At 56.0% G+C, this 20,050-nt stretch carries 15 protein-coding genes; 10 read left to right on the top strand and 5 right to left on the bottom strand.

Annotation, left to right across the window (positions count from 1 at the left end):
* Positions 1-223: 223 nt before the first annotated feature.
* Both AC1RTB_RS20295 and AC1RTB_RS20300 read right to left on the bottom strand, forming a co-directional pair.
* Positions 224-1,441 carry a DNA adenine methylase gene (locus AC1RTB_RS20295; protein ID WP_492880893.1) on the bottom strand — a complete coding sequence of 406 codons (1,218 nt, stop codon included), beginning with the start codon at positions 1,439-1,441 and terminating at the stop codon, positions 224-226.
* Positions 1,442-1,912: 471 nt separating this feature from the next.
* The gene (locus AC1RTB_RS20300; RefSeq protein ID WP_492880894.1) at positions 1,913-4,210 is read right to left on the bottom strand and encodes a DGQHR domain-containing protein; all 2,298 of its coding nucleotides are present in this window, start codon (positions 4,208-4,210) and stop codon (positions 1,913-1,915) included.
* An 88-nt stretch (positions 4,211-4,298) separates the two neighbouring features.
* On the opposite strand from AC1RTB_RS20300, the gene AC1RTB_RS20305 reads away from it, so the two are divergent.
* On the top strand, positions 4,299-4,928 hold the full coding sequence (locus AC1RTB_RS20305) for an HNH endonuclease (RefSeq protein WP_492880895.1): 630 nt from the start codon (positions 4,299-4,301) through the stop codon (positions 4,926-4,928).
* 248 nt (positions 4,929-5,176) lie between these two features.
* On the opposite strand, the gene AC1RTB_RS20310 is transcribed toward AC1RTB_RS20305, so the two are convergent.
* Positions 5,177-5,761, bottom strand: a complete 585-nt coding sequence (locus AC1RTB_RS20310; RefSeq protein ID WP_492880896.1) for a TetR/AcrR family transcriptional regulator — start codon at positions 5,759-5,761, stop codon at positions 5,177-5,179.
* Between the two features lie 413 nt (positions 5,762-6,174).
* On the opposite strand from AC1RTB_RS20310, the gene AC1RTB_RS20315 reads away from it, so the two are divergent.
* A complete protein-coding gene (locus tag AC1RTB_RS20315; RefSeq protein ID WP_492880955.1) occupies positions 6,175-6,723 on the top strand; it encodes an OsmC family protein in 549 nt (182 codons plus the stop codon).
* A gap of 313 nt (positions 6,724-7,036) precedes the next feature.
* Positions 7,037-8,230 carry an MFS transporter gene (locus AC1RTB_RS20320; RefSeq protein WP_492880897.1) on the top strand — a complete coding sequence of 398 codons (1,194 nt, stop codon included), beginning with the start codon at positions 7,037-7,039 and terminating at the stop codon, positions 8,228-8,230.
* A 113-nt stretch (positions 8,231-8,343) separates the two neighbouring features.
* Here the strand turns inward: AC1RTB_RS20320 and AC1RTB_RS20325 are convergent, their stop codons facing one another.
* On the bottom strand, positions 8,344-9,294 hold the full coding sequence (locus AC1RTB_RS20325; RefSeq protein ID WP_492880898.1) for a LysR substrate-binding domain-containing protein: 951 nt from the start codon (positions 9,292-9,294) through the stop codon (positions 8,344-8,346).
* Between the two features lie 86 nt (positions 9,295-9,380).
* Here AC1RTB_RS20325 and AC1RTB_RS20330 point away from each other — a divergent pair, with 86 nt between their 5' ends.
* From AC1RTB_RS20330 to AC1RTB_RS20345, 4 genes are read left to right on the top strand one after another with little or no spacing between them, the layout of a single operon-like run.
* The gene (locus AC1RTB_RS20330) at positions 9,381-11,528 is read left to right on the top strand and encodes an acetate--CoA ligase family protein (RefSeq protein ID WP_492880900.1); all 2,148 of its coding nucleotides are present in this window, start codon (positions 9,381-9,383) and stop codon (positions 11,526-11,528) included.
* On the top strand, positions 11,518-12,360 hold the full coding sequence (locus tag AC1RTB_RS20335) for an enoyl-CoA hydratase/isomerase family protein (RefSeq protein ID WP_492880901.1): 843 nt from the start codon (positions 11,518-11,520) through the stop codon (positions 12,358-12,360). The genes AC1RTB_RS20330 and AC1RTB_RS20335 overlap by 11 nt, the downstream gene beginning before the upstream one ends.
* A 16-nt stretch (positions 12,361-12,376) precedes the next feature.
* The gene (locus tag AC1RTB_RS20340; protein WP_492880903.1) at positions 12,377-13,363 is read left to right on the top strand and encodes an MDR family oxidoreductase; all 987 of its coding nucleotides are present in this window, start codon (positions 12,377-12,379) and stop codon (positions 13,361-13,363) included.
* A gap of 41 nt (positions 13,364-13,404) precedes the next feature.
* Positions 13,405-14,874, top strand: a complete 1,470-nt coding sequence (locus tag AC1RTB_RS20345) for an aldehyde dehydrogenase family protein (RefSeq protein WP_492880904.1) — start codon at positions 13,405-13,407, stop codon at positions 14,872-14,874.
* Between the two features lie 106 nt (positions 14,875-14,980).
* Here AC1RTB_RS20345 and betI read toward each other — a convergent pair whose 3' ends face one another.
* Positions 14,981-15,718, bottom strand: coding sequence for a transcriptional regulator BetI (gene betI, locus AC1RTB_RS20350; RefSeq protein WP_492880905.1), 738 nt, complete (start codon positions 15,716-15,718; stop codon positions 14,981-14,983).
* Between the two features lie 86 nt (positions 15,719-15,804).
* Here betI and AC1RTB_RS20355 point away from each other — a divergent pair, with 86 nt between their 5' ends.
* From AC1RTB_RS20355 to AC1RTB_RS20365, 3 genes are all read left to right on the top strand, one after another.
* Positions 15,805-16,749, top strand: a complete 945-nt coding sequence (locus AC1RTB_RS20355) for an ABC transporter substrate-binding protein (RefSeq protein ID WP_492880906.1) — start codon at positions 15,805-15,807, stop codon at positions 16,747-16,749.
* A 148-nt stretch (positions 16,750-16,897) separates the two neighbouring features.
* Complete coding sequence (locus tag AC1RTB_RS20360) at positions 16,898-17,980, top strand: quaternary amine ABC transporter ATP-binding protein (protein WP_492880907.1); 1,083 nt, start codon at positions 16,898-16,900, stop codon at positions 17,978-17,980.
* Entirely contained in the window at positions 17,961-20,048 is a 2,088-nt protein-coding gene (locus tag AC1RTB_RS20365) for an ABC transporter permease (RefSeq protein ID WP_492880908.1), read from the top strand. The genes AC1RTB_RS20360 and AC1RTB_RS20365 overlap by 20 nt, the downstream gene beginning before the upstream one ends.
* The last annotated feature ends 2 nt before the right edge of the window (positions 20,049-20,050 follow it).

Genomic DNA, 20,050 nt, shown 5'->3' on the forward strand with positions numbered 1-20,050 from the left:
TAAGCTCGCGCGACATGGCTGCAATCGGGACCGAGACACTCTTTTGGCTTCGCGGCAATGCCCGCGGTTCGGTGGCCATTGCCGCGTTAGCGCGGGCGCTGATGCGGCACTCGATTTCAAGTTCGTTGCACAGAAGTTGACGTGCGGGCCGTCTAACCACCCTCTCAGGCGCGCGCACGGCGAGCTTGTCGACTTCTAGCACGGCGCAAGCGCGTTTAAATCGCTAAGCTGCGAGTGGCGTCTGCGCCGCAACGAAAATACACTCCTCGACATCTTCTTTTTCGCGCCCTTTCGACGCACCGAGAGTCGAATGTTTGTAAGGAATGACAAGCGGATCCAACACATGGCTGAAATGCTTAGCCATTAACTCGGGGATCCTCTGGAGGCTGTCGGGGAGGAGGCCATTGCTTGGATAACTGACGATCAGGCTCGCGCCTGTCTGGCCAGCCTCGCTGATCATGTTTGCGAAGGAGTCATCGACATTGCGGGCGAGCGAGAAGCTCGAGCGGAATCGACCTTCGCGGTAGAGCCCTTTGCCGTTCGCAGTGGGGTAATCATAGAGAAGGGCTGTCTCGAGAAGATGATAGTATCTTGAATATTGGTCATTCGTATAGGGCGGGTCGGCATAGATGATCGCCGGCCGCGTGTCCTGCGCGCGGACATCCCTGAGGACATCGACCGCATCACCGTGAAAGACACGATTACCTGCCCGCCAGTCCGCGTCGCCAATCGCACGCATGCCCTCAAGTGCCCCGAGCCAGTGGGCCCAAGCGCAGCGTCGACGCTTGCCGAGGACGCGGTGGAGATTGGTGGAACTTGGGGTCAGATATTGAGCAAAATGCCCGGTCGAGTTGCTGATCGAGGCGATCGATCGACAAAGAGCAAGAAGCGTCCAGCGATGCTCTTCGTCGGAAATAAAGCCGAGTTCAAGCGCCTGATCTGCTCCATAGCGGATCGCATCGAGTTGGATCGCTTGGGCCAGGCCGAAGTAGCTCCCCGCATAGCGCGTGGTGAAGAGACAATGGCTAAAGCGCCCTTCGAGGTCGGCCCGACGCATGGTGCAGTCCTCCCGCTGACGGGTTTGCATCGCAATCTGCTCATCCGCCTCGCCATCCCAGAGTAGGCCAAGCTCCTCTTCAAGCGAGTCTTTCGCGGCCCTCGCAAGGGCATTGAGATTGTCATCGCCAAGGCGCCTGACGATCGCCGCGACATGGTCGCTGCGCGGACGATCAACGGTCGAGAGGAAGAAGGCCTCAGTAAGAATGCGCGAGAAGAGCTGCGCGTCATTGCACCAGATCTGCCTCGAAGGCGCGACAGAGGATCCCGCTGCCGATATGCCCGAGAAGAGATCAAGAAAGGGACCCGGCGCATGGTGCCCGCAAAGCGCGCTGATCGTATCGGCCAGACTCTTCTTGGTGCCCATATAGGTGAAGTCGGCCACGTCAGACGACCCCTCTTTCTAACGCGCCAGCAGGCTCAAACTCGCGAGCGCCGCCCGCTTCCGCAAATGCGCGCTTTAGCATGGCAAGCTCGTAAGGTCCTCCAGGTCTGGGCTCGCGCCCTCTCCAGCCCTTCCCATCGCTTATGATTTCCCCTCCTGCACCCTGGCGCGATTGTTCATACACGCGATCAACGGCCGTTAACGAGACGGTCGCAAAGCGCGACAAACGGATGAGAGCCAGACACGCGGCGTTGCTGTCGAAGCAGATGGGCGTCTCAAAGGTCATGATCACTTATCATAAATAATCCGCTCGGCTCGGCAATGGCCGTTTCCCATATCGTGCCAAGACGCCGGCTAGGCCGCATGCGGCTCCTGCTTGTCTCCCTTCGATCCTGCAGCGACGAGTGTCCTGCCGGAGTTCGACCGCATGGAGAACCATTTTCAACCTCGGTCCCAGGCGCGTAAACGCCGTCACGACATGGGCACAGCATAGTCGCCCGCAATATAGGGCGAAGGAAGCGCGTTCGTCAGAAACTCGATTACATGCGAAACGATTTGCAGGTCGTCATCGCTGTAAGAGCGGCCAGCGGGATGGGCTGGAATGCGCCGGATGCGATTGATCGCGTCGAACCAGCCATCGTAGAAATGCTTACCGCCGGGATCATCGCGAAGGCGAATGCTCAACACCTCCTTGAAGCCGTCTCTTACCTCCTTCTGCTTGACGATCTTCTGGAGATGGATCCAGTCGAGGTAGGTTTCGACCGGGAGCTTCTCGTCCCCATCATCGTCAATCCGCCGCTCTTGGCAGGCCTTCTGGACCTCCTTGGGGACTATCTTGTCGAAATAGTCGTCCCCAAAATCATGCTGGAGCCGTTGCAGGATATAGGCCGGCACGACCTTCTGGATCCATTTGACCTGCCGATCGGCAAGGTCGGTCAATTCATCGGACGTGAGCCGCTTGAAATCAGCATAGCCTTCCGGCGAAAATTCAGGGAGCGCCTCAACAACAAGATCAACGAGCGCATAGAAGTAATGATGGAAACCGCTGCTTCCAAAGATAACCTTGAAGCGCTCCTCGAACTGGGCATCGGACGCCTCGTTGATGAAGGTCAGGACCGGCGCGATGAATGGCTTGATAAGCGTGTGAAGATCGTGAGGCTCCTGCTTGTGCAAGACGAGGTCTTCTTTAGCCGCCAGGAAGGCAAGAAGTTCGGCGACCAGGCGGATGTGGCTGCCAACGCCGAAGTTCATGCAGAGAAACCCCGCCTTTCCCATCTCCCAGCGCTCGGGATTGGCGGCTTGGACTTCCTCGAAATGAATTTCCAGAAGCGTGACGAGCCGGCGAAGGGCGCCTTCGGAGGTCTCGCTCCAGCATGGACCGGGGGAGATCGCCCCAGTACGCGGATTAAGCACGCCCACTAGTCCTGACTGGTTGATCCGGTCCTGGATGCTGCGGACATTGAGCGGTTGGCTCGTTCCTGCCGTGATACCGGGCGACACGACCTTGCCTTCAAGGGCTCCGCCGCCCTTCGTGTTGAGCAGATCAACAGCGCGCGACGCAATCGCCGACAGGCGCTCCTTGGGATCATCGGAATCCCATTTCACCTCCCCCTCGAGCGCCGACAGCAAGGTTGGCGGTACCGTCGCCTGCTTTGAATTGATCTCGACGAAGATGTTGGCTTCTTCGGACGTGGAGACCGAGTCGAAGCCGATGAAGAAGAGCGGAGTGTCGTAATTGTCTTGCGTATAGGTCGTCCCATACAGCCGGTGCTGGCCATCAATGATCCAACAGCTCTTATAGCGATCGGGTAAGATGAGATTGCCAAAGTGCACCGAGGAAATCTGATCCTTGGCGAGCGGCTCGAACAGCGGCTTGCGATGAAAATTTAGGAGGATCGTGTTAGGGAAGAATTTTCCCTCGTCGAGAAAACGACCAATTTCCTTAAGGCGGCTGGGCTTGACGATCCGCTGGTAGGACGGCGCTCCAGATGGATCTCGCAAATCTCGATGATTGACGAAGGCGATCCGCAGTATGTCTTTCGCGAGCGCTGAGAAAAGATAGGCAGTCTTCCCACCGAGTTTGGTCTTGACGGCTGGTACCTTGCGCCCGGAAAAGGCGGGGACCTTCTGGTCCTCGAGATATTCGGCGTGGAATTGATATCGCGAAGCCGGCCCCAATTTCTTGGAAAACTCCTCGAAATAGATGAGTTCGAGGCCTTGGATGACCTTGATATTGTATTCCGTGGCGCGCCGTAGATCACTATCGGACCAGCGGATATTTTCCGTCACGACACACCAGATGATTTTAGGCTTATAGTCCTTGCCATAGTGCAAGCGAACAGCGTCGGCCATCGGCTTCATCAGTTCAGCGAAGTCATTCAGATCTTCGAGGAGGGACAGTTTCGCCGGAAGACGTTGCGACCGGCACCGGGCGATGACGATGGTTTCGTCATCCTTGGCGAAGATGTCGACACGCTTCTCGAGAGCATCCTGGCCTTTCCCTATCCTGATTGGGAAGGTGCTGCCCTTGTTCAATTCTGCGTAGCCGAAGCGGTAAAGAATATTCCAAAATCGGTTCTGCGTAACTTCCTCGAGCGGCCGTGGTCGCCGCATACGGAGGCTGTTTTTGTTCTCCCGTTGAACATACCAGCCCTCGGCTTCTTTCGACGACCGCTCGACATGAGGAACCGTTTCTTCTTCGTAGGCCTTGCTTCGGCGCGCATATTCAGCGCGTTTCGCGCCAAAATCCCCAACCAATTCGCCAAACATTTTTTTCTCCCCCACATGGGATAAATCTCAAGGAAGGGAATTTGTGTCAAATGGATCTTCTCCCAAGCAGGGTTAGGGCTAAGTTGCGATGAAGCGGGTGGGGCAGATTTCACGGATTGAGACGATCACTGCCGCACTACGCAGCTTGGGCGGGCAAGCGCGTCCTGTGGAAATTGCGAACGAAATCAGGCGCCTCTTTCCGGGCTCCCATCCCGAGACCTTGCTTCAAAGTGTCCGTGGGCGGATCCAGGAATGTTCCTCGGACTCCGGTTTCTGGAAGAAGAAGCGAGATCTCTTCTACAGCGTTCACGGTATTGGCGGCGGAGTCTGGGGTCTGCGCGAAATGGACCCCCTTGATCCGTCGAGCGGCGACGGCTTTGTTGATGCAGCCGAGCCCTTCTTGGCGAGCGAAGGCATGGGCGTCCTTCGAACCCATTTGCGGCGCGAGCGCTCAAAATCGCTCGTCGACCGCTTCAAGGCTGCCTTGACCTCCTTCTCCTGCGAGATTTGCGATTTTGACTTCCTTGTAACCTACGGCGAACTTGGCCGGGGCTTTATCGAGGCGCATCACAAGGTGCCGGTCGCTCAACTTGAGCGTGGCGTAAAGACAAGAATCGAGGACCTTGCTGCCGTCTGCTCCAACTGCCATCGCATGTTGCACCGCACAGACGATCTGACAATTGATGACCTCAAAGTCCACTTTATGCGAGAGGGGTAGGTGGACCGCGATAGCCAAGGTCAATAATTCTGTTGGAGACGCTCGATGAATGAGCGTCTGGCTTCAGGGACACTGCATCCTTTCGCCCGCCGATGAACAAAAGGTCGCTATCAGGCACCGTCAATGGGCTGCCAAGCGACCGAGATGGCGGCGGCTGCAGACTGAGCATTGGTTCAACCGAACGGCAGGTTTATCTATCCTGTTACGCCTAGAAGCGGACAGGCAGAAGACGGCCCCAATCGAGACGCTCACGTCACCTGGGCACTATTGGCTGGTTGAAGGCAATTTCGAATGGCCAACAATGTCATCTTGAAGCCTGAGCGGCCGTCGAGGAGCCGCTCCATCATGAGTGCTCCTTCAAGCGACGTCAGAACGAGGCGAGCGGCCTCGGTGTTGCTGAGATTTGGGTTTACTTGACCGGCTTCGAGGCCCGCGGCATAAATTTGCCCAACCCAGTTAAGGTGCTCACGAAAAAAGGCTATTGAGCCGGATTTAAGACCGTTTGGTAGAATTTCGAGTTCCGACGCGAACGCTGCGCACAAACATCCCAACCCCTTGTCGACCCCCGTAAGGTACAGGCATCCATAGGCGTCAATTCGATCAAGCGGATGACCGAAGTCGCTTTCAATCTGCCGCAGCGCATGCGTGTAACGATTTCGGTAAGTCTCCAAGACTGTGGCGGCCAAAGTTTCCTTCGAGGGGAAATGGTGGTGGATGCTAGCCTTGCGGATTCCCACACGTTCGGAAAGATCAGCGTAGCTGAACCCTGAGTAGCCCCGGCGGCGGATCAATTGCTCCGCTTGTGCAACAAGTTCTGTTCGCGTGTCGCTCACCCGTCATCTCCCGCATGTGTGCAATGTGCTATAAGTTTAACCTGCCTATGGGAAGGCAGAGATCGTTCAAGTAGCGGCCTTCATCGACGGGAATAATCCTCGATGGCCGGCTTTCGAAGCCGGCAGTCGTACCAGCTTGGTTCCGATCAGCAATTCAGCTCTCTCTTGCCGCTCCTTCCAGGCAGCATTTGGTATTCCGCCACTTTCCCCCGCACCAGCGATACCAGGGTACGTTATTATCTCATGCGCCTTCGAATATGCATTGCCTACCTACTAGTAGGTTGGTATTGATCAATTGCATTTGGATCCGTCAATGCCTGGGCCATCCACCTTCGCCAAGGCGTGCGCATCTGTGGACGGTTCGACTGCGGAATTTTCATCCAGGAAGATTTGAGGAGAATGACGTGAGTGTGATGAACAGGCCGTTTGCCGATATCGCTGCGATCCGCGAAACACAGGACGCGGTTCGAAAGCAGCCGGAGCTCGGCAAGGTAACCTTTAAGGTAAAAGCAAAGGCCAGTGGCGGGCTTGCAATGGCTTCTCAGACAGGGCCCTTGATGCAGAACGGTCAGGCTGACCATGAGCGTGAGGGGAAGTTCGCACTGATTAGCGACGAGCCCGTCGCACTTCTTGGAACCGATACCGGCGTGAGCCCGGCCGAATATACCCTGCAAGCATTGGCTGGATGCTACACGGTCACGTTGGCATCCATGGCGGCGATGAAGGGGATCGACCTAAACGGACTCGAGCTCGATCTTGGCTTCGACGTCGACCTCAACGGCTTTCTCGGTCTCGATGAGACTGTGCGCAAGGGCGCAAGCGCTATCCAGGTCGATATCAGGATGACTAGCGACACTGCCAACCGTGCCGAGCTAGAGGAGTTGGTTCGCAATCTACCGAACAATTCTCCAATTCACGACACGTTGGCTAATCCCGTCAACATCACCGCTCGTCTCGTCTGACAATCTCCAACCAGTGGAGGCCTGCCTCCACTGGACACGGGTCAACACGGTATCAATCGGCGAAGTTGTTGAAGAATGGTGGGCTTCAACCACCTACGCGACATACCGAAGGCCTATGTTGATGCGGCTCCTGACTGATGGTTTCTCGATCTCAGTACACAAGGCTCACCATGGCCTGCCGGTCGAGAGGAGGACATTACCTCTTGTCGATTGGTAAAATCACCCCTTGCCGTGCGATGAGAGCGTCCTGAAAACGCAGCAGAATTCATTGTCTGGTATCAGCTGTAAGTCCGACGCCACGTGAGAGCTGCTCATGCCATTGAACATTGCATCCGTCGCAAACGCCAAACGTCCGTCGCGTGTTCTGCCAGCGCTCATTTTCAGTCAATTTGCAGGGACGTCGCTTTGGTTTGCGGGAAATGCCTCGATCAATGAATTGCAGCAGGCCTTCGATCTGCCAGACTATTCGGCTGGACTATTAGGCGCTGCAGTACAGTTCGGCTTTGTTTTTGGAACACTCTTATTCGCATTTTTCTCGTTGGCCGATCGGTTCCCGGCGTCACTCGTTTTCCTGTGGTGCTCCATCGCAGGCGCCTGTTGCAATTTGGCAATCCTGTGGCAGGGAAATGGTCTATGGACGCTGCTATCCCTGCGTTTTGCGACGGGCTTGTTCTTAGCTGGGATCTATCCGGTTGGCATCAAAATAGCCGCATCGTGGTGGCGAAATGGTCTTGGCGGGGTGCTTGGCTACCTACTCGGCGCGCTCGTTCTTGGCACGGCCTTACCGTTCTTGCTTCGAGCTACTGGCGCGTCGATGGAGTGGCGCGACGCTTTTGCCGGCATCTCCATACTAGCAATCATTGGCGGCTTGGTAGTTCGCCTATGCATACCTCCTGGCCCGTTCCTGCCGGCCAGGTCGACCTTCGATTTTCGAGCGATTTTTCTGGCCTTTTCTTCCCCGGCCTTGCGCTCGGCAGCGGCGGGCTACTTTGGGCACATGTGGGAACTTTATGCGGTGTGGACCTTTACGCCATTGATAGTTCAACGGTACGCCGAGGCGCACGGGCTTGACGTAAATGCCCCCTTTTGGACGTTTTGCGTCATTGCAGTGGGTTCATTTGGTTGCGTGGTGGGCGGTATCGCATCGGCCCACGTGGGTAGTCTGTCCGTGGCTGCAATCCAACTTGGCCTGTCCGGACTTGCCTGTCTAATGTTTCCCCTTGCGTTTCACGCCCCGCAGCCCGTCTTCTACGCTTTCATGCTAATCTGGGGCATTGCGGTGGTAGGAGACTCGCCCCAGTTCTCAGCAATCGTGGGGAACGCGGCCCCTCGGGAATATGTAGGCACAACAATAACCATTGTCAGCTGCATCGGATTCGCATTGACCGCAATCAGCATCCAATTGCTGAGTTTCCTCAGCGGGTTCGTGCCGATAGAGTATCTGCCACTTGTACTCTTGCCCGGCCCGATCATCGGTCTTTTTTACACCCTATCGTCCAATAAGTAGTGACAGGGCAGGTGGGTATGTCAGGGACCAGTCTTGGTGGATAAGTAGCTGCAAATACAGTGACGCGCTGCGTCGATCCCTGCGTATTCGGCTTGCTCCTAGACGATCTGCTTTCACCTGACATCGGCCAAAGTACCATCCCTCGTAGCGGCTTCGATCTTGCAATTGGCGCCTAGCCATGCTGCAAGCCTCGCGACCTCGCTGCGTTCGCTGGTAGAAGAGAAAGTGGCAAAGTAACCGCGATCCGAAACAACCGACTCGCCAGAAACCTGCACCAAAATACCGGATTCAAGGTATTGATCCAATAGCCCTGACCAGCACAGGGCGATGCCTTGCCCGGCAAGCGCGGCACTGACAAGAAGACTATAATTGTCGAAATCGATGGTATTCAGTTTTTTAGGAAAGCTGGTTCCGACCGCTGCGAACCACGACTGCCAATCATAGCGTCGTTCCAGGCCGTCCGTGAGTTGCAAAAGACGAGATGATTTCAGAATCTCGAGGTTGATAGGAAGTGCTGACGTACCCAGAAAACCTGGGTTACTAACCGCGAATACCTCTTCTCCGAGGATCTTCACGGCGGTGACACCTGGCCAGTTGCCATTTCCGAAACGAACGTGAATATCCGCCTCAGGCAGGTCGCTTGTCTGATCACCTGTTATTAGACGCAGTTCGTAGCCCGGAAAACTCGTAGCTAGCTCCGAAAGGCGAGGCACGAGCCAGTAGGTGAGGAAGCCTGGAGCCGCGGCGATAGTCAGTTTTCGTCCCCTTTGGGAGTTCCGAATTTCCACGACGGTTGCTTCGAGGCGACTTAAGCCCGAGCGCAGAACGTCGAACAGTCTCTGTCCGGTCGTCGTTAACCGCAGTGGCTTGGTCTCGCGGCTGAACACGGAAGTACCAAGGTCGGCCTCCAGCGCTGCTACCCGCCGGCTGACCGCGGGCTGCGAAACGTTCAATTCCCGGGCAGCCCGCGTGAACGAGCCATTCCTGGCGGCTGCGTCGAACGCGAGCAAGTCACCGAAGGAGGGGAGTATCGAAGACAATATAACCTCACCGTATGATTGCATGCCCTTTTCCGGCGTGTCGTAGTGCCGGGAATTCCTGCTATTCCATTGCAAAATAGCATGTTTTCGCAAGGAGGCGAACGTTGCTTATGCAAAGCAAGATAGCTGATACGCATGATGCAGATGTAAAACACTGGCTGCGACCGCTTTTGGCGCCGCGATCGGTGGCTCTGGTCGGTGCGTCGAAACGGCGCAACAGCGTCGGGAACGACATGGTCCGCAACCTGATCCCCAGCGGATATTCAGGCGCGATCTATCCTGTAAACCCATCCTACGAGTCGCTCTACGGATATCGCTGTTATCCCGACCTGCAAAGCTTGCCGGAGCAAGTCGATCTGGTGGTGCTCTCCGTACCCAACCGGGTATTGGAGCAGGTCGTCGTCGAAGCCATTGAGGCTGGTGCAGGAGCCTTGGTGATCTTCGCCAGCGCCGAACTGGAGGGAGAAACCACAAGTCTCTTGCGCGATCGGATCGCTGCACATGCCAAGGTCGCCGGCATTCCAGTCTGTGGTGCGAACTGCATGGGCTTCTTTAACCCCGAGCATCCCTTGCGTGCATTTTCTGCCTTCCATCCGGATCCGATTGAACTGGGTGGGCTGAGTTACATTGCGCAATCCGGATCACTGTTGCAGGCCCTGTTGTTCAATGACGAACGGCTGAAGTTCAACCTTGCCATCTCGACAGGCCAGGAGCTGGTGACCACCGTCGCAGATTTCATGGACTACGCGCTGGACCAGCCATCGACGCAAGCCATAGCGCTGGTGCTTGAAACAATTCGAAATCCGCAGGGATTTTTGGCTGCTCTGGAGAAGGCGCGCGCGCGCGCCATCCCTGTGATTGTTCTGAAGCTGGGACGGACGGAGGCTGGAGCGCACTTCGCACTCAGTCATACGGGAGCGATCGCCGGAAATGCCGACGTCTACGAGGCGATGTTCCGTCGCTATGGCGTAATCTCCGTCAGGGATCTCAATGAACTGGCGGCGACCGCCATCTTGATGTGTTCGCCTAAAAAAGCTGCGCCAGGTGGGCTGGCTGCAATCCTCGACTCCGGTGGCGAGCGTGAACTAATCGTAGATTGCGCGTCGGACTTAGGGGTACCGTTTGCCCAAATCGGTCCGGGAACGACGGACATACTACAAAACACGCTCGATAAGGGATTGACGCCTGTTAACCCGGTGGATGCCTGGGGCACGGGCAAGGATTTCGAGGCGGTGTTTGAAACCTGCCTGACCGCATTGATGGCGGACGCCGACACAGCCATTGGAATGTTTGTGGCTGACCTGTCGGAAGATCTGGACCTGCATGCAGGCTATGTGGACGTTTGTCAGGCCGTGGCACGCGCAACCGACAAGCCGCTGGTTGTGATGACGAATTACAGCGCCTGGAGCCACCGCAAGCATGCCATTCGCCTTTCGCGGTCAGGCATTGCCGTGCTGGATGGAACGTCGGCCTCACTGCGTGCCGTCAGGCACGCGCTGGACTATCGTGACTTCCTCAATCAGCGGCCAGTCGTTGCGGAAACAAAGACCGAGAACCCTCGAGCACCTCATTGGCGTGCTATATTGGCCAAACGCAACACAACGCTGACAGAAGACGAAGGTTATGCGCTTCTTCGCGACTACGGCATCCGAGTACCAGAGCACCGTATCGTCGACAGCTGCGAGGAGGCTATTTCTGCAGCACGCGAGATCGGATTCCCTTTAGCGATAAAGACCGCGGCCCCAGGCATTTTGCACAAGAGCGATGTCGGTGGGGTGAAGCTCAGGCTGGCTAACGAGGCGGAGGTCACCGCTGCATACAACGATCTGGCGGCACGCTTAGGCCCCCGCGTTCTTGTCAGCGAGATGGCAAAGGGTCAGGTGGAAATGGCATTGGGCCTTGTCCGCGACGCGCAATTCGGCAGTTTTGTGATGATTGCATTCGGCGGTGTCTGGATCGAAGTCCTGAAGGACAGTCAGCTCGCGATGGTGCCGGTGGATCGAGAGGTCGCGGTCCGTCGCATTGCCGAGCTCAAAATGGCCAAGGTACTCGATGGCGTGCGCGGTGCGCCCCCCTGCGACCGCGCTGCATTGATTGACACCTATGTCCGCCTGAGTGCCCTGGCGGCCGATCTGGGCGATGAAATCGCTGAACTGGATATCAACCCGGTCATGGTTGGGCCAGGAGGCGTCGTTGCAGTCGACAGCCTGGTCGTGCCCACCGCAGCCGCCAACCGGAAGTATGACCATGCACAATGATCTCGTCCTCTATCGTCGCAGCGGCCCGATAGGCGAAATTACATTGAACCGGCCAGGCAAGATGAACGCGATCACAGCGCAGATGGTGAACGCGCTTCATCGGGCGATGGATGAAGCCGAGGCCGACCCCCATGTTCAAGTCGTTCTGCTGCGGGGAGAAGGCATCTCATTCTGCGCTGGCTTCGATCTCGGGGAAATGGAACCAAATGCAGATCGTGAGACCATGCAGGCCGTGCTGCAAGCCGATTTTGAAATCATCATGCGCCTTTGGAACAGCCCACTGCCCACGATCTCGGCGGTGCACGGTTATGTCCTGGGTGGGGGATTTGAATTGGCCATGGCTTGCGACGTGACCATTGCTTCGGAGGATGCGATTTTTGGCGAGCCTGAACCAAAATTCGGCTCGGGCATAGTTGCTCTGCTGTTGCCTTGGCTGACGGGACCAAAACAGGCCAAGGAAATGCTACTGTTCGGCAACGACCGGATCACCGCAACGCACGCCCTGTCCATGGGCCTCGTCAACGCAGTAGTTCCACGGTCCGACCTCGATGTGGAAGCCGCGGCAATGGCAAGACGTTGCGCCCTCCTTGACGGTACGGCGGTCAGGCTGACCAAGCTTGCGATAAACCGCAGCTATTCTGCGATGGGCTTTGAAGATGCGTTGCGCCAGGCCCTCAACCTCGACCTTGAGATTGAGATGGCCGACACCGAAGAATCCCGCACGTTCAAGCGCATTCTCAACGACCAAGGCGTCAGATCCGCCATTGCCTGGCGCGAGGCTCGCTTTGCGGGGGCGGGAAAAGCATCTGCCAGCCTGGCGGAATCAAACTAGTCAACCGGAGGAAACCATGAGCTACAAGGCACTTGTCGTCCGCAAGGACGGCGACACCATCTCGCGGTCTATCGAAACCCTCGAAGATAGTCAGCTACCCGAGGGGGACGTAACGATCGACGTCGAGTATTCGACCGTCAACTATAAGGACGGGCTGTGTCTGACAGGGCAAGGCGGCCTCGTTCGGAGTTATCCTCACGTACCGGGTATCGACTTTGCCGGAAGGGTTGTGGATTCTGCCAGCTCAAGGTTTCGGTCTGGCGATTCGGTTATCTTGACCGGATGGCGTGTTGGCGAGACCCGGTGGGGCGGGTATGCGCACCGCACGCGGGCGAATGCCGACCAGCTGGTTGCGTTACCCTCTGGACTAACCCCGCGACAAGCCATGGCAATTGGCACTGCAGGCCTCACTGCGATGCTAGCAATTATGGCGCTGGAGGATCACGGACTGCGGCCCAGTCAGAGTGAAGTCTTGGTGACTGGAGCTTCTGGTGGGGTCGGTTCGGTCTCGATCGCCTTGCTACATGCCTTGGGCTATCCCGTGGCGGCAGTTACCGGGCGAGCCGAAAATGCAAACTATCTGCGGGAACTTGGAGCAACGCAGCTGATAGATCGAGCGGATCTGACAGAAGTGGTCAAGCGGCCACTCGAAAGCGAACAATGGGCAGGATGCATCGATGCCGTTGGAGGTACGATGCTAGCCCGAATTCTCGGCCAAATGCGCTACGGTGCATCTGTCGCCGCCGTGGGCTTGGCTGGAGGCGCGGCTTTGCCAGCGACTGTGGTGCCTTTCCTGCTGCGTGGTGTGAATCTCCTGGGTATTGATTCAGTCATGCAGCCGCTGAGCCGCCGTGAGCAAGCCTGGCGGCGAATTGCCGACCAGATGCCAATGGATTTGCTTGAGACCATGACGGATGAAATCAAACTGGAGGACGTGCCTTCTGTCGGTGAGACCATTCTGAATGGCGGAATAACGGGGCGGACGGTTGTTTCTATTAGATAGTTCCTTGCAGCCATTGCGAACCTGATTGGCCGAAAAGTCTAATGTATTCTTCGAACGTACATGGGAGTACGGACGTGTCTGATAACTATGTTCGGTTCTATATTGATGGCGAGTGGGTCCATCCTGCCGTCAAAGCAACACTTGACGTGATCGATCCCTCGACCGAAGAGGCTGTCGCGAAGATTTCCATCGGGTCCAAGGCTGATGTAGATAGCGCGGTAGCCGCAGCCAAGAGGGCTTTCCCTTCCTTTTCGCAAACGACGAAACAACAGCGTGTGAGCCTGCTTCGTCGTATCCTTGAAAAGTATGACCAGCGTTACGATGATCTAGCTCATGCCGTAAGCTACGAAATGGGAGCCCCCATTAGCTGGGCAAGAGAAGCTCAGGTATGGGCCGGCCAGGCACACATGAAAGCAACTATTGAGGCGCTCGAGGATTTTGACTTTTTCGAAGCGCGCAAAGCTACCAAGGTCGTCAGGGAAGCGATCGGTGTTTGTGCGCTCATCACTCCATGGAACTGGCCGCTCAATCAGATCGTTTGCAAGGTCGCACCAGCAATCGCAGCAGGATGTACGGTAGTCCTGAAGCCGAGCGAAATCGCTCCGCTGAGCGGTATCCTCTTTGCGGAGATCATGGAGGCGGCTGGAACGCCCAAAGGCGTTTTCAATCTCGTCAATGGCACTGGTCCGGAAGTCGGGCAGGCTATGGCCGCCCACCCGGACGTCGATATGATTTCGTTTACTGGATCTACACGTGCTGGAATCCTCGTCGCCAAAACAGCGGCCGATACCGTCAAACGTGTTGCCCAGGAACTGGGTGGCAAGTCGGCCAACATTATCTTGCCAGATGCTGACTTCGAATATGCCGTTCGCAAGGGCGTTGAAAGTTGCATGAGCAATACAGGACAGTCCTGTGATGCGCCGACCCGGATGCTGGTTCCCGTAGACCGACACAATGAGGCATTGGCGATCGCAAAGCAGGCCGCCGAGGCTATCGTTGTAGGAGATCCTCGTTCTGAAAAAACGCAACTCGGCCCTCTTTCCAGCGAAGTTCAGTATGGCAAGGTTCAGGAGCTTATTTCAGCAGGTATCAAGGAAGGGGCGACCCTCGTTACGGGCGGCACAGGACGACCAGCGCATCTGGACCGTGGGTACTTCGTACGCCCTACGGTATTCGGGCATGTCAAACCAGGTATGAAGGTCGAGCAAGAGGAGATCTTCGGCCCGGTACTTTCCATCATCTCCTATCAAGATGAGGATGAAGCCGTAAGGATTGCAAATGACAGCGTTTTTGGCCTGGCTGCCTATGTGCAATCTGAAAACATAGAGCGGGCGCGCTCAGTAGCCATGCGTCTGCGGGCCGGGCAAGTCAGCATCAACTATCCCGACTGGGATACGTCAGCACCCTTTGGCGGATACAAGCAATCAGGCAATGGTCGAGAGTATGCCGATTGGGGAATTCATGATTTCGTCGAAGTGAAGGGAATCGTGGGTTATGGGACCGATGCCTAATTCAAGTCGTAATAAGGTCGCCCACGGATAGAATGAATCTGAGCACTCTTCTGGCGAGCTTGCCTCGTCCGAAGAGCCTCTGAGGTGCCTGTTGCGAAACCGAGGCCTAGCGAAAATTGCGTACCTTCGCCGTAAACGCGTTCGAATTTAAGATGATCTGAGCCAGGCGTTCCATCTTGCCGTTTGCCTCGATGAACTCTGACGTTGCCGCAGGTCGCAGACGCAGCAATCGGGTAACTGCCTCATTCACGAAGTCTATCCCTTCACGGCTAGACATCGGGTCTTTCTGCAAGCTGGCGCGCAACCAAACGCCGTCTATGCTTGCACTTATCTGAAATGCTGCCATTTCCGCCTCGCCTGGCGGAACGATCTGGCGCAAGGCGTTCAAAAGATTGCTGCGCATTCTCGAGTAAATGACGGTCAACAGCCGCTGGCTCTGCCCGTTATAGGGAACATCGGCACACAAGCTGATCCATGCGTGGCAGATTTCCTGATGAAAAACCGGGTCGGCAAAGTTTCCAACAATCACGGCGCTCAACCGTTCGAACGGGCTTTCGGCGTGGTGCAGCAATTCGACCACCCCATCGCGTAAGATGGTGTTGGCGCGGCGCATTACCGCTTCAAAGAGGGCATCCTTGTCAGCAAAATGATGAAGGACGACGCCTTTCGAGACGCCAGCCCGTGCAGCAACCCGCTCGATAGATGCGCCTCGAATTCCGACCTCAACCAATGTTTCAAAAGCGGCTTGCGACAACTCCGCCCGCCGCATCATTCCGATAGACCGCTTCGCCACTTTGAATCCCGATTTTCCCACCATGAACCGAGAATCTATATGTCTGACCATGAAAACGCAATCCAAACCTATTGACAAAAAAACTTACCAATGGTCTATTTTTTGTGCTGACGAACAGTCACGATTGGGAGGAAGAAATGAAACGCGCGCTCATGAGCGGCATTGCGATGTCGGCTTGCGTTCTTGGGGCATTGTCCCCTGCGTGGGCTGTCGGTGATCCGATAAAAATTGCGGTCAACGAATGGACTGGCCAGAACCTCTCCGCGCACATCGCCGGCTCTGCGCTCGAGGAAATGGGTTTCTCCGTCGAATACGTGACGGCGGGGGCTGTTCCGCAATTTTCTGCTCTTAGCGAGGGCAGTCTGAACTTGAACCCGGAAGTATGGACCAACAACAACGGTCAGATTTTTCCAAAGGCGGTGGCGTCGGGGGATATCAAGATCGTGGGGGAGCTCGGTCTAAAGCCCCGCGAGGGATGGTTCTACCCGCCATACTTGGAAGAGCAATGTCCCGGTCTGCCGTCCTATCAAGCCCTCTATGATTGTGCCCAGGTGTTCGCCACCGCGGAGTCATTCCCCAGTGGTCGATTGATTGACTACCCTGCGGACTGGGGGACCCGAGCAAGAGACCTCATTAAGGCCTTGGGATTGCCCTTCCAGTCTATTCCGGGTGGTAGCGAAGGTGCCATGGTGGCGGAAATGAAGGCGGCCATTGCAAGCCGTCAACCCATCATCATGATGTTCTGGGAACCACACTGGATACATGCCGAAACAGAACTTCATCTCATACAATGGGACAATACCTCATACGAGTGCGTAACGGGCCAGGAGGCCAAGCAGACTCGTGGCAACGCATGCGGATTTGCGCAAGCGAAGGTACAAAAAGTAGTCTCGCGCGAGTTCGCGCAGAAGTGGCCGGACGCCTACAAGTTTGTGCAGAAATTCACCATGAACAACGAAGCCATGAATGCGCTGGTCAACAAAGTCGATCGTGAAGGTCAGTCTGTCGACGCTGTGGTCAAAGAGTGGATGGCAGAGAACAAGGCTACTTGGCTCTCTTGGACAAACCTAACGTCTCAATGACGATCAACTGATGGGCTCGGAACGCTAGCCCCATCACAAATCTTACATCGTTCGACATCCAGGCGGGTGCCAGCTCTTTGGCTGGTTGCGTCTGACGCTATGCATTTGCCTTGTCGCGATGCAGCCCAAATACCTATCGAGGATCGCAATGCAAGTAGCAAGGTCTGGAGTTGGTGACGTAAAGTTGTCGTGCCGAAACGTGTGGAAGGTATATGGGACAAACCCGAAAAGATATGTCGAAAAACTGAACGGAATAGGTCAACCCTCTGAACCGGTCGAAGTAGAAGGACGGTCCATTCAGAAGTGTGGGCACATAGTAGCTGCAGCTGACGTGTCTTTCAACGTACATGTCGGTGAGATATTTGTTATTATGGGTCTTTCCGGATCCGGAAAATCGACACTCGTAAGATGCCTGTCGCGCCTGGTGGAACCCACATCAGGAGAAATATTGCTAGATGGGCAGAATCTACTTTCATGCAGTTCGTCGGAGTTGATTGGGTACCGCCGTCACAAGATGGGGATGGTGTTTCAGCACTTCGGGCTGATGCCTCATCTCAACGTCATCGACAATGTGGCATTCCCTCTTGAGTTACAGGGTGTGCCATTGAAACAGCGGCGTGCCAGAGCGCAGGAAATGGTCCAGTTGGTTGGCCTTGAAGGCCGCGAGTCCAGCTTCCCAAGGCAGCTCTCCGGAGGTCAGCAACAAAGGGTGGGTATCGCCCGGTCCCTGGCGGTCGAGCCTGAGGTCTGGTTTCTCGACGAGCCGTTTAGCGCACTGGATCCGCTTATACGTCGCCAAATGCAGGATGAGTTCCTTCGTCTGCAGCGTGAGATGCACAAGTCTATTGTGTTCATAACACACGATTTCCTTGAGGCGTTGCGTATCGCGGATCGCATGGCGATCATGCGTAATGGACGGGTTGTCCAAATTGGCCGCCCAGTCGAGCTTATACTGAACCCCGCGGACGATTATGTCCGTGAATTTACGGACCATGTTCCATGGGAGATGGTTCTCACAGCCGGAGACATCGCCGATCCTAGCGTTCAGCAATCTGAGGGCATGCGTCATATTTCGGCTGATGCCAATCTTGCGACGCTGTTGCCCTACCTTGCCGAACATGACGGACTGACTGTGCGCGGCAAGGATGGCTGCAACCTTGGGGCCGTAAACGCCCGTGCCGTGGTCAAGGCGCTCGCTAGTGGAGTGCGCAATGCCGCCGTGGTGGAGTGAAGTCATGGGCGGCCGGGCGCAATCTCTCGTGTGGGCCGTCTTGGCGGCACTGTCAGTAGTGCTTTTCCATTTTTCAAACAGCGTTGCGGCTGCCGTCGTATTCCCGGCAAACTGGATCATCTCTCCCGCTCCTGCCTTCAATTGGCTGATGGCGGGGTTTGTCGACGCCTTTGGACCAGAATTCAAACTGATCGGCCAACTCTTCGAATGGCCAATATGGGCGGCGCAAGCGATCCTGCAGTTTCTTCCCTGGAGTGTGACTACAGCTGCTCTGGTAATCCTTGGTTATGTTGGCTCAGGGGTAGGGCTGGCCATCTTCATAGGCTCGTCGCTGCTTTACATGCTTGTCATCGGATATTGGCACGAGGCGATGAACACGTTCGCCATCGTCATCATCTCGGTGCCGATGGCAGTGACGGTTGGATTTGCAGGGGGCGTCTTAGGCTTTTTTTCGGAACGAGCACGGCGGATTATCATGCCGACCCTCGATTTGCTGCAAACGATTCCAGCCTTTGCTTACCTCTTGCCGATCCTGATCCTTTTCGGCTTCGGAACCACGGTCGGGCTTGTGGCGTCCATTCTGTATGCATTTCCGCCCATGGTCCGGAACACGATCTTGGCCTTGCGCGCTGTGCCAGCCGTCATCACAGAAGCCGGCTTGATGTCGGGTGCAACGGCATCGCAGCTATTCTGGAAGGTGCGCCTGCCTGCTGCAAAGAACCAGATACTGCTCGGTGTGAACCAGACAACGATGGCTTCTTTATCGATGGTGATCATTGCCGCAATTATAGGCGGCACCAACGATATCGGGTGGGAAGTGCTTTCCACCATGCGCAAGGCGCAGTTCGGCGAGAGCCTGCTTGCTGGCTTTGTCATAGCACTCATGGCCATGATGCTGGACCGCGTGACCTATGCATTCGCCACGCGAGACACGTTTGCCGACGTGAATACCAGAAACGTCAATCGCTTGTTCGTCGGCGTGGGCGCCATTGCCGGCATTGCCGTTCTCTCGCTTCTTATGCCGTTGCTGCGTGAGTGGCCCGACGCTTTTGTCATCAATCCGGCGAAGCAGATGAATGCCGCGTTGGACGCCTTTGTGATTGGTTGGGGCGGCCTGATAGAGGCTGTCAAGAACCAGGCCTTTTTCTTCGTGATGCTTCCAATCAAGATTGGCTTGTTGAAGGCAATCAGCCCATTCACATGGGGTTTCGCGGTAACGCCGGCACTGATCGCAACATATGCGATGCTTGTTCTTGCAGTTTCAGTTTGGGCTTGGGTGAAAGGTCATGTGATTTTCGCAGCGCTCACCATTCTGGGCTCCGTAATTTTGCTTATCGGGCTTACCAACATGCCATGGTTGGCGCTGTCGGCGATCATCGTTTATGGCGCCTTCGTCAGCTCTGGGCCGAAGCTTGCAGCGGGGACGGCCCTGGGTCTTGCATTCATTTTGGTATCCGGCATTTGGCCGCAGGCGATGCTTTCAATCTATCTTTGCGGCGTTGCAGTCCTTTTTTGTTCGGTTGTCGGAACTGCGTTGGGAGTCTGGGCCGCCGAAAACGATTTCATTTCTGCATTGTTGCGTCCAATTCTGGACACACTGCAGACGATGCCTCTCTTCGTTATCCTCATTCCGTTCGTGATGGTTTTCAAGATTGGTGAGTTTACCGCACTGCTGGCGGTGATCACTTATGCAATCGTGCCGGCTATTCGATATACGGAGCATGGTCTCCGCAATCTCCCTCGCGACGTAATCGAGTCGGCGACGACTGTCGGATGCACACGCTGGCAGCTGCTCTTCAAGGTGAAGCTGCCGCTGGCTTTGCCATCGATCATGCTGGGACTGAACCAGACCGTCATCTATGGCATCGGCATGCTGGTCATTACTGCACTGGTGGGTACCAACGACCTGGGGCAGCAGATCTACATCGGCTTAGGCGACGGCGACTTTGGTGTCGGCATGACCGCGGGAATCGGCATGGCGATCATTGCAATCATCTCAGACCGCATAACCCAGGCGATCAGCTTGGGTCGGCAGGCCAAACTCGGCTTAACAGGCTACGAAACTTGAGA

The sequence above is a fragment of the Aminobacter sp. GW821-FHT11F06 genome, from assembly GCF_058808215.1.

Bases quoted from the DNA above. Each gene is read 5' to 3' on its own strand.
- AC1RTB_RS20300 (WP_492880894.1), bottom strand. From the start codon at position 4,210: ATGTTTGGCGAATTGGTTGGGGATTTTGGCGCGAAACGCGCTGAATAT.
- AC1RTB_RS20305 (WP_492880895.1), top strand. From the start codon at position 4,299: ATGAAGCGGGTGGGGCAGATTTCACGGATTGAGACGATCACTGCCGCA.
- AC1RTB_RS20315 (WP_492880955.1), top strand. From the start codon at position 6,175: ATGAACAGGCCGTTTGCCGATATCGCTGCGATCCGCGAAACACAGGAC.
- AC1RTB_RS20320 (WP_492880897.1), top strand. From the start codon at position 7,037: ATGCCATTGAACATTGCATCCGTCGCAAACGCCAAACGTCCGTCGCGT.
- AC1RTB_RS20325 (WP_492880898.1), bottom strand. From the start codon at position 9,294: ATGCAATCATACGGTGAGGTTATATTGTCTTCGATACTCCCCTCCTTC.
- AC1RTB_RS20330 (WP_492880900.1), top strand. From the start codon at position 9,381: ATGCAAAGCAAGATAGCTGATACGCATGATGCAGATGTAAAACACTGG.
- AC1RTB_RS20335 (WP_492880901.1), top strand. From the start codon at position 11,518: ATGCACAATGATCTCGTCCTCTATCGTCGCAGCGGCCCGATAGGCGAA.
- AC1RTB_RS20340 (WP_492880903.1), top strand. From the start codon at position 12,377: ATGAGCTACAAGGCACTTGTCGTCCGCAAGGACGGCGACACCATCTCG.
- AC1RTB_RS20345 (WP_492880904.1), top strand. From the start codon at position 13,405: ATGTATTCTTCGAACGTACATGGGAGTACGGACGTGTCTGATAACTAT.
- betI (WP_492880905.1), bottom strand. From the start codon at position 15,718: ATGGTCAGACATATAGATTCTCGGTTCATGGTGGGAAAATCGGGATTC.
- AC1RTB_RS20355 (WP_492880906.1), top strand. From the start codon at position 15,805: ATGAAACGCGCGCTCATGAGCGGCATTGCGATGTCGGCTTGCGTTCTT.
- AC1RTB_RS20360 (WP_492880907.1), top strand. From the start codon at position 16,898: ATGCAAGTAGCAAGGTCTGGAGTTGGTGACGTAAAGTTGTCGTGCCGA.
- AC1RTB_RS20365 (WP_492880908.1), top strand. From the start codon at position 17,961: ATGCCGCCGTGGTGGAGTGAAGTCATGGGCGGCCGGGCGCAATCTCTC.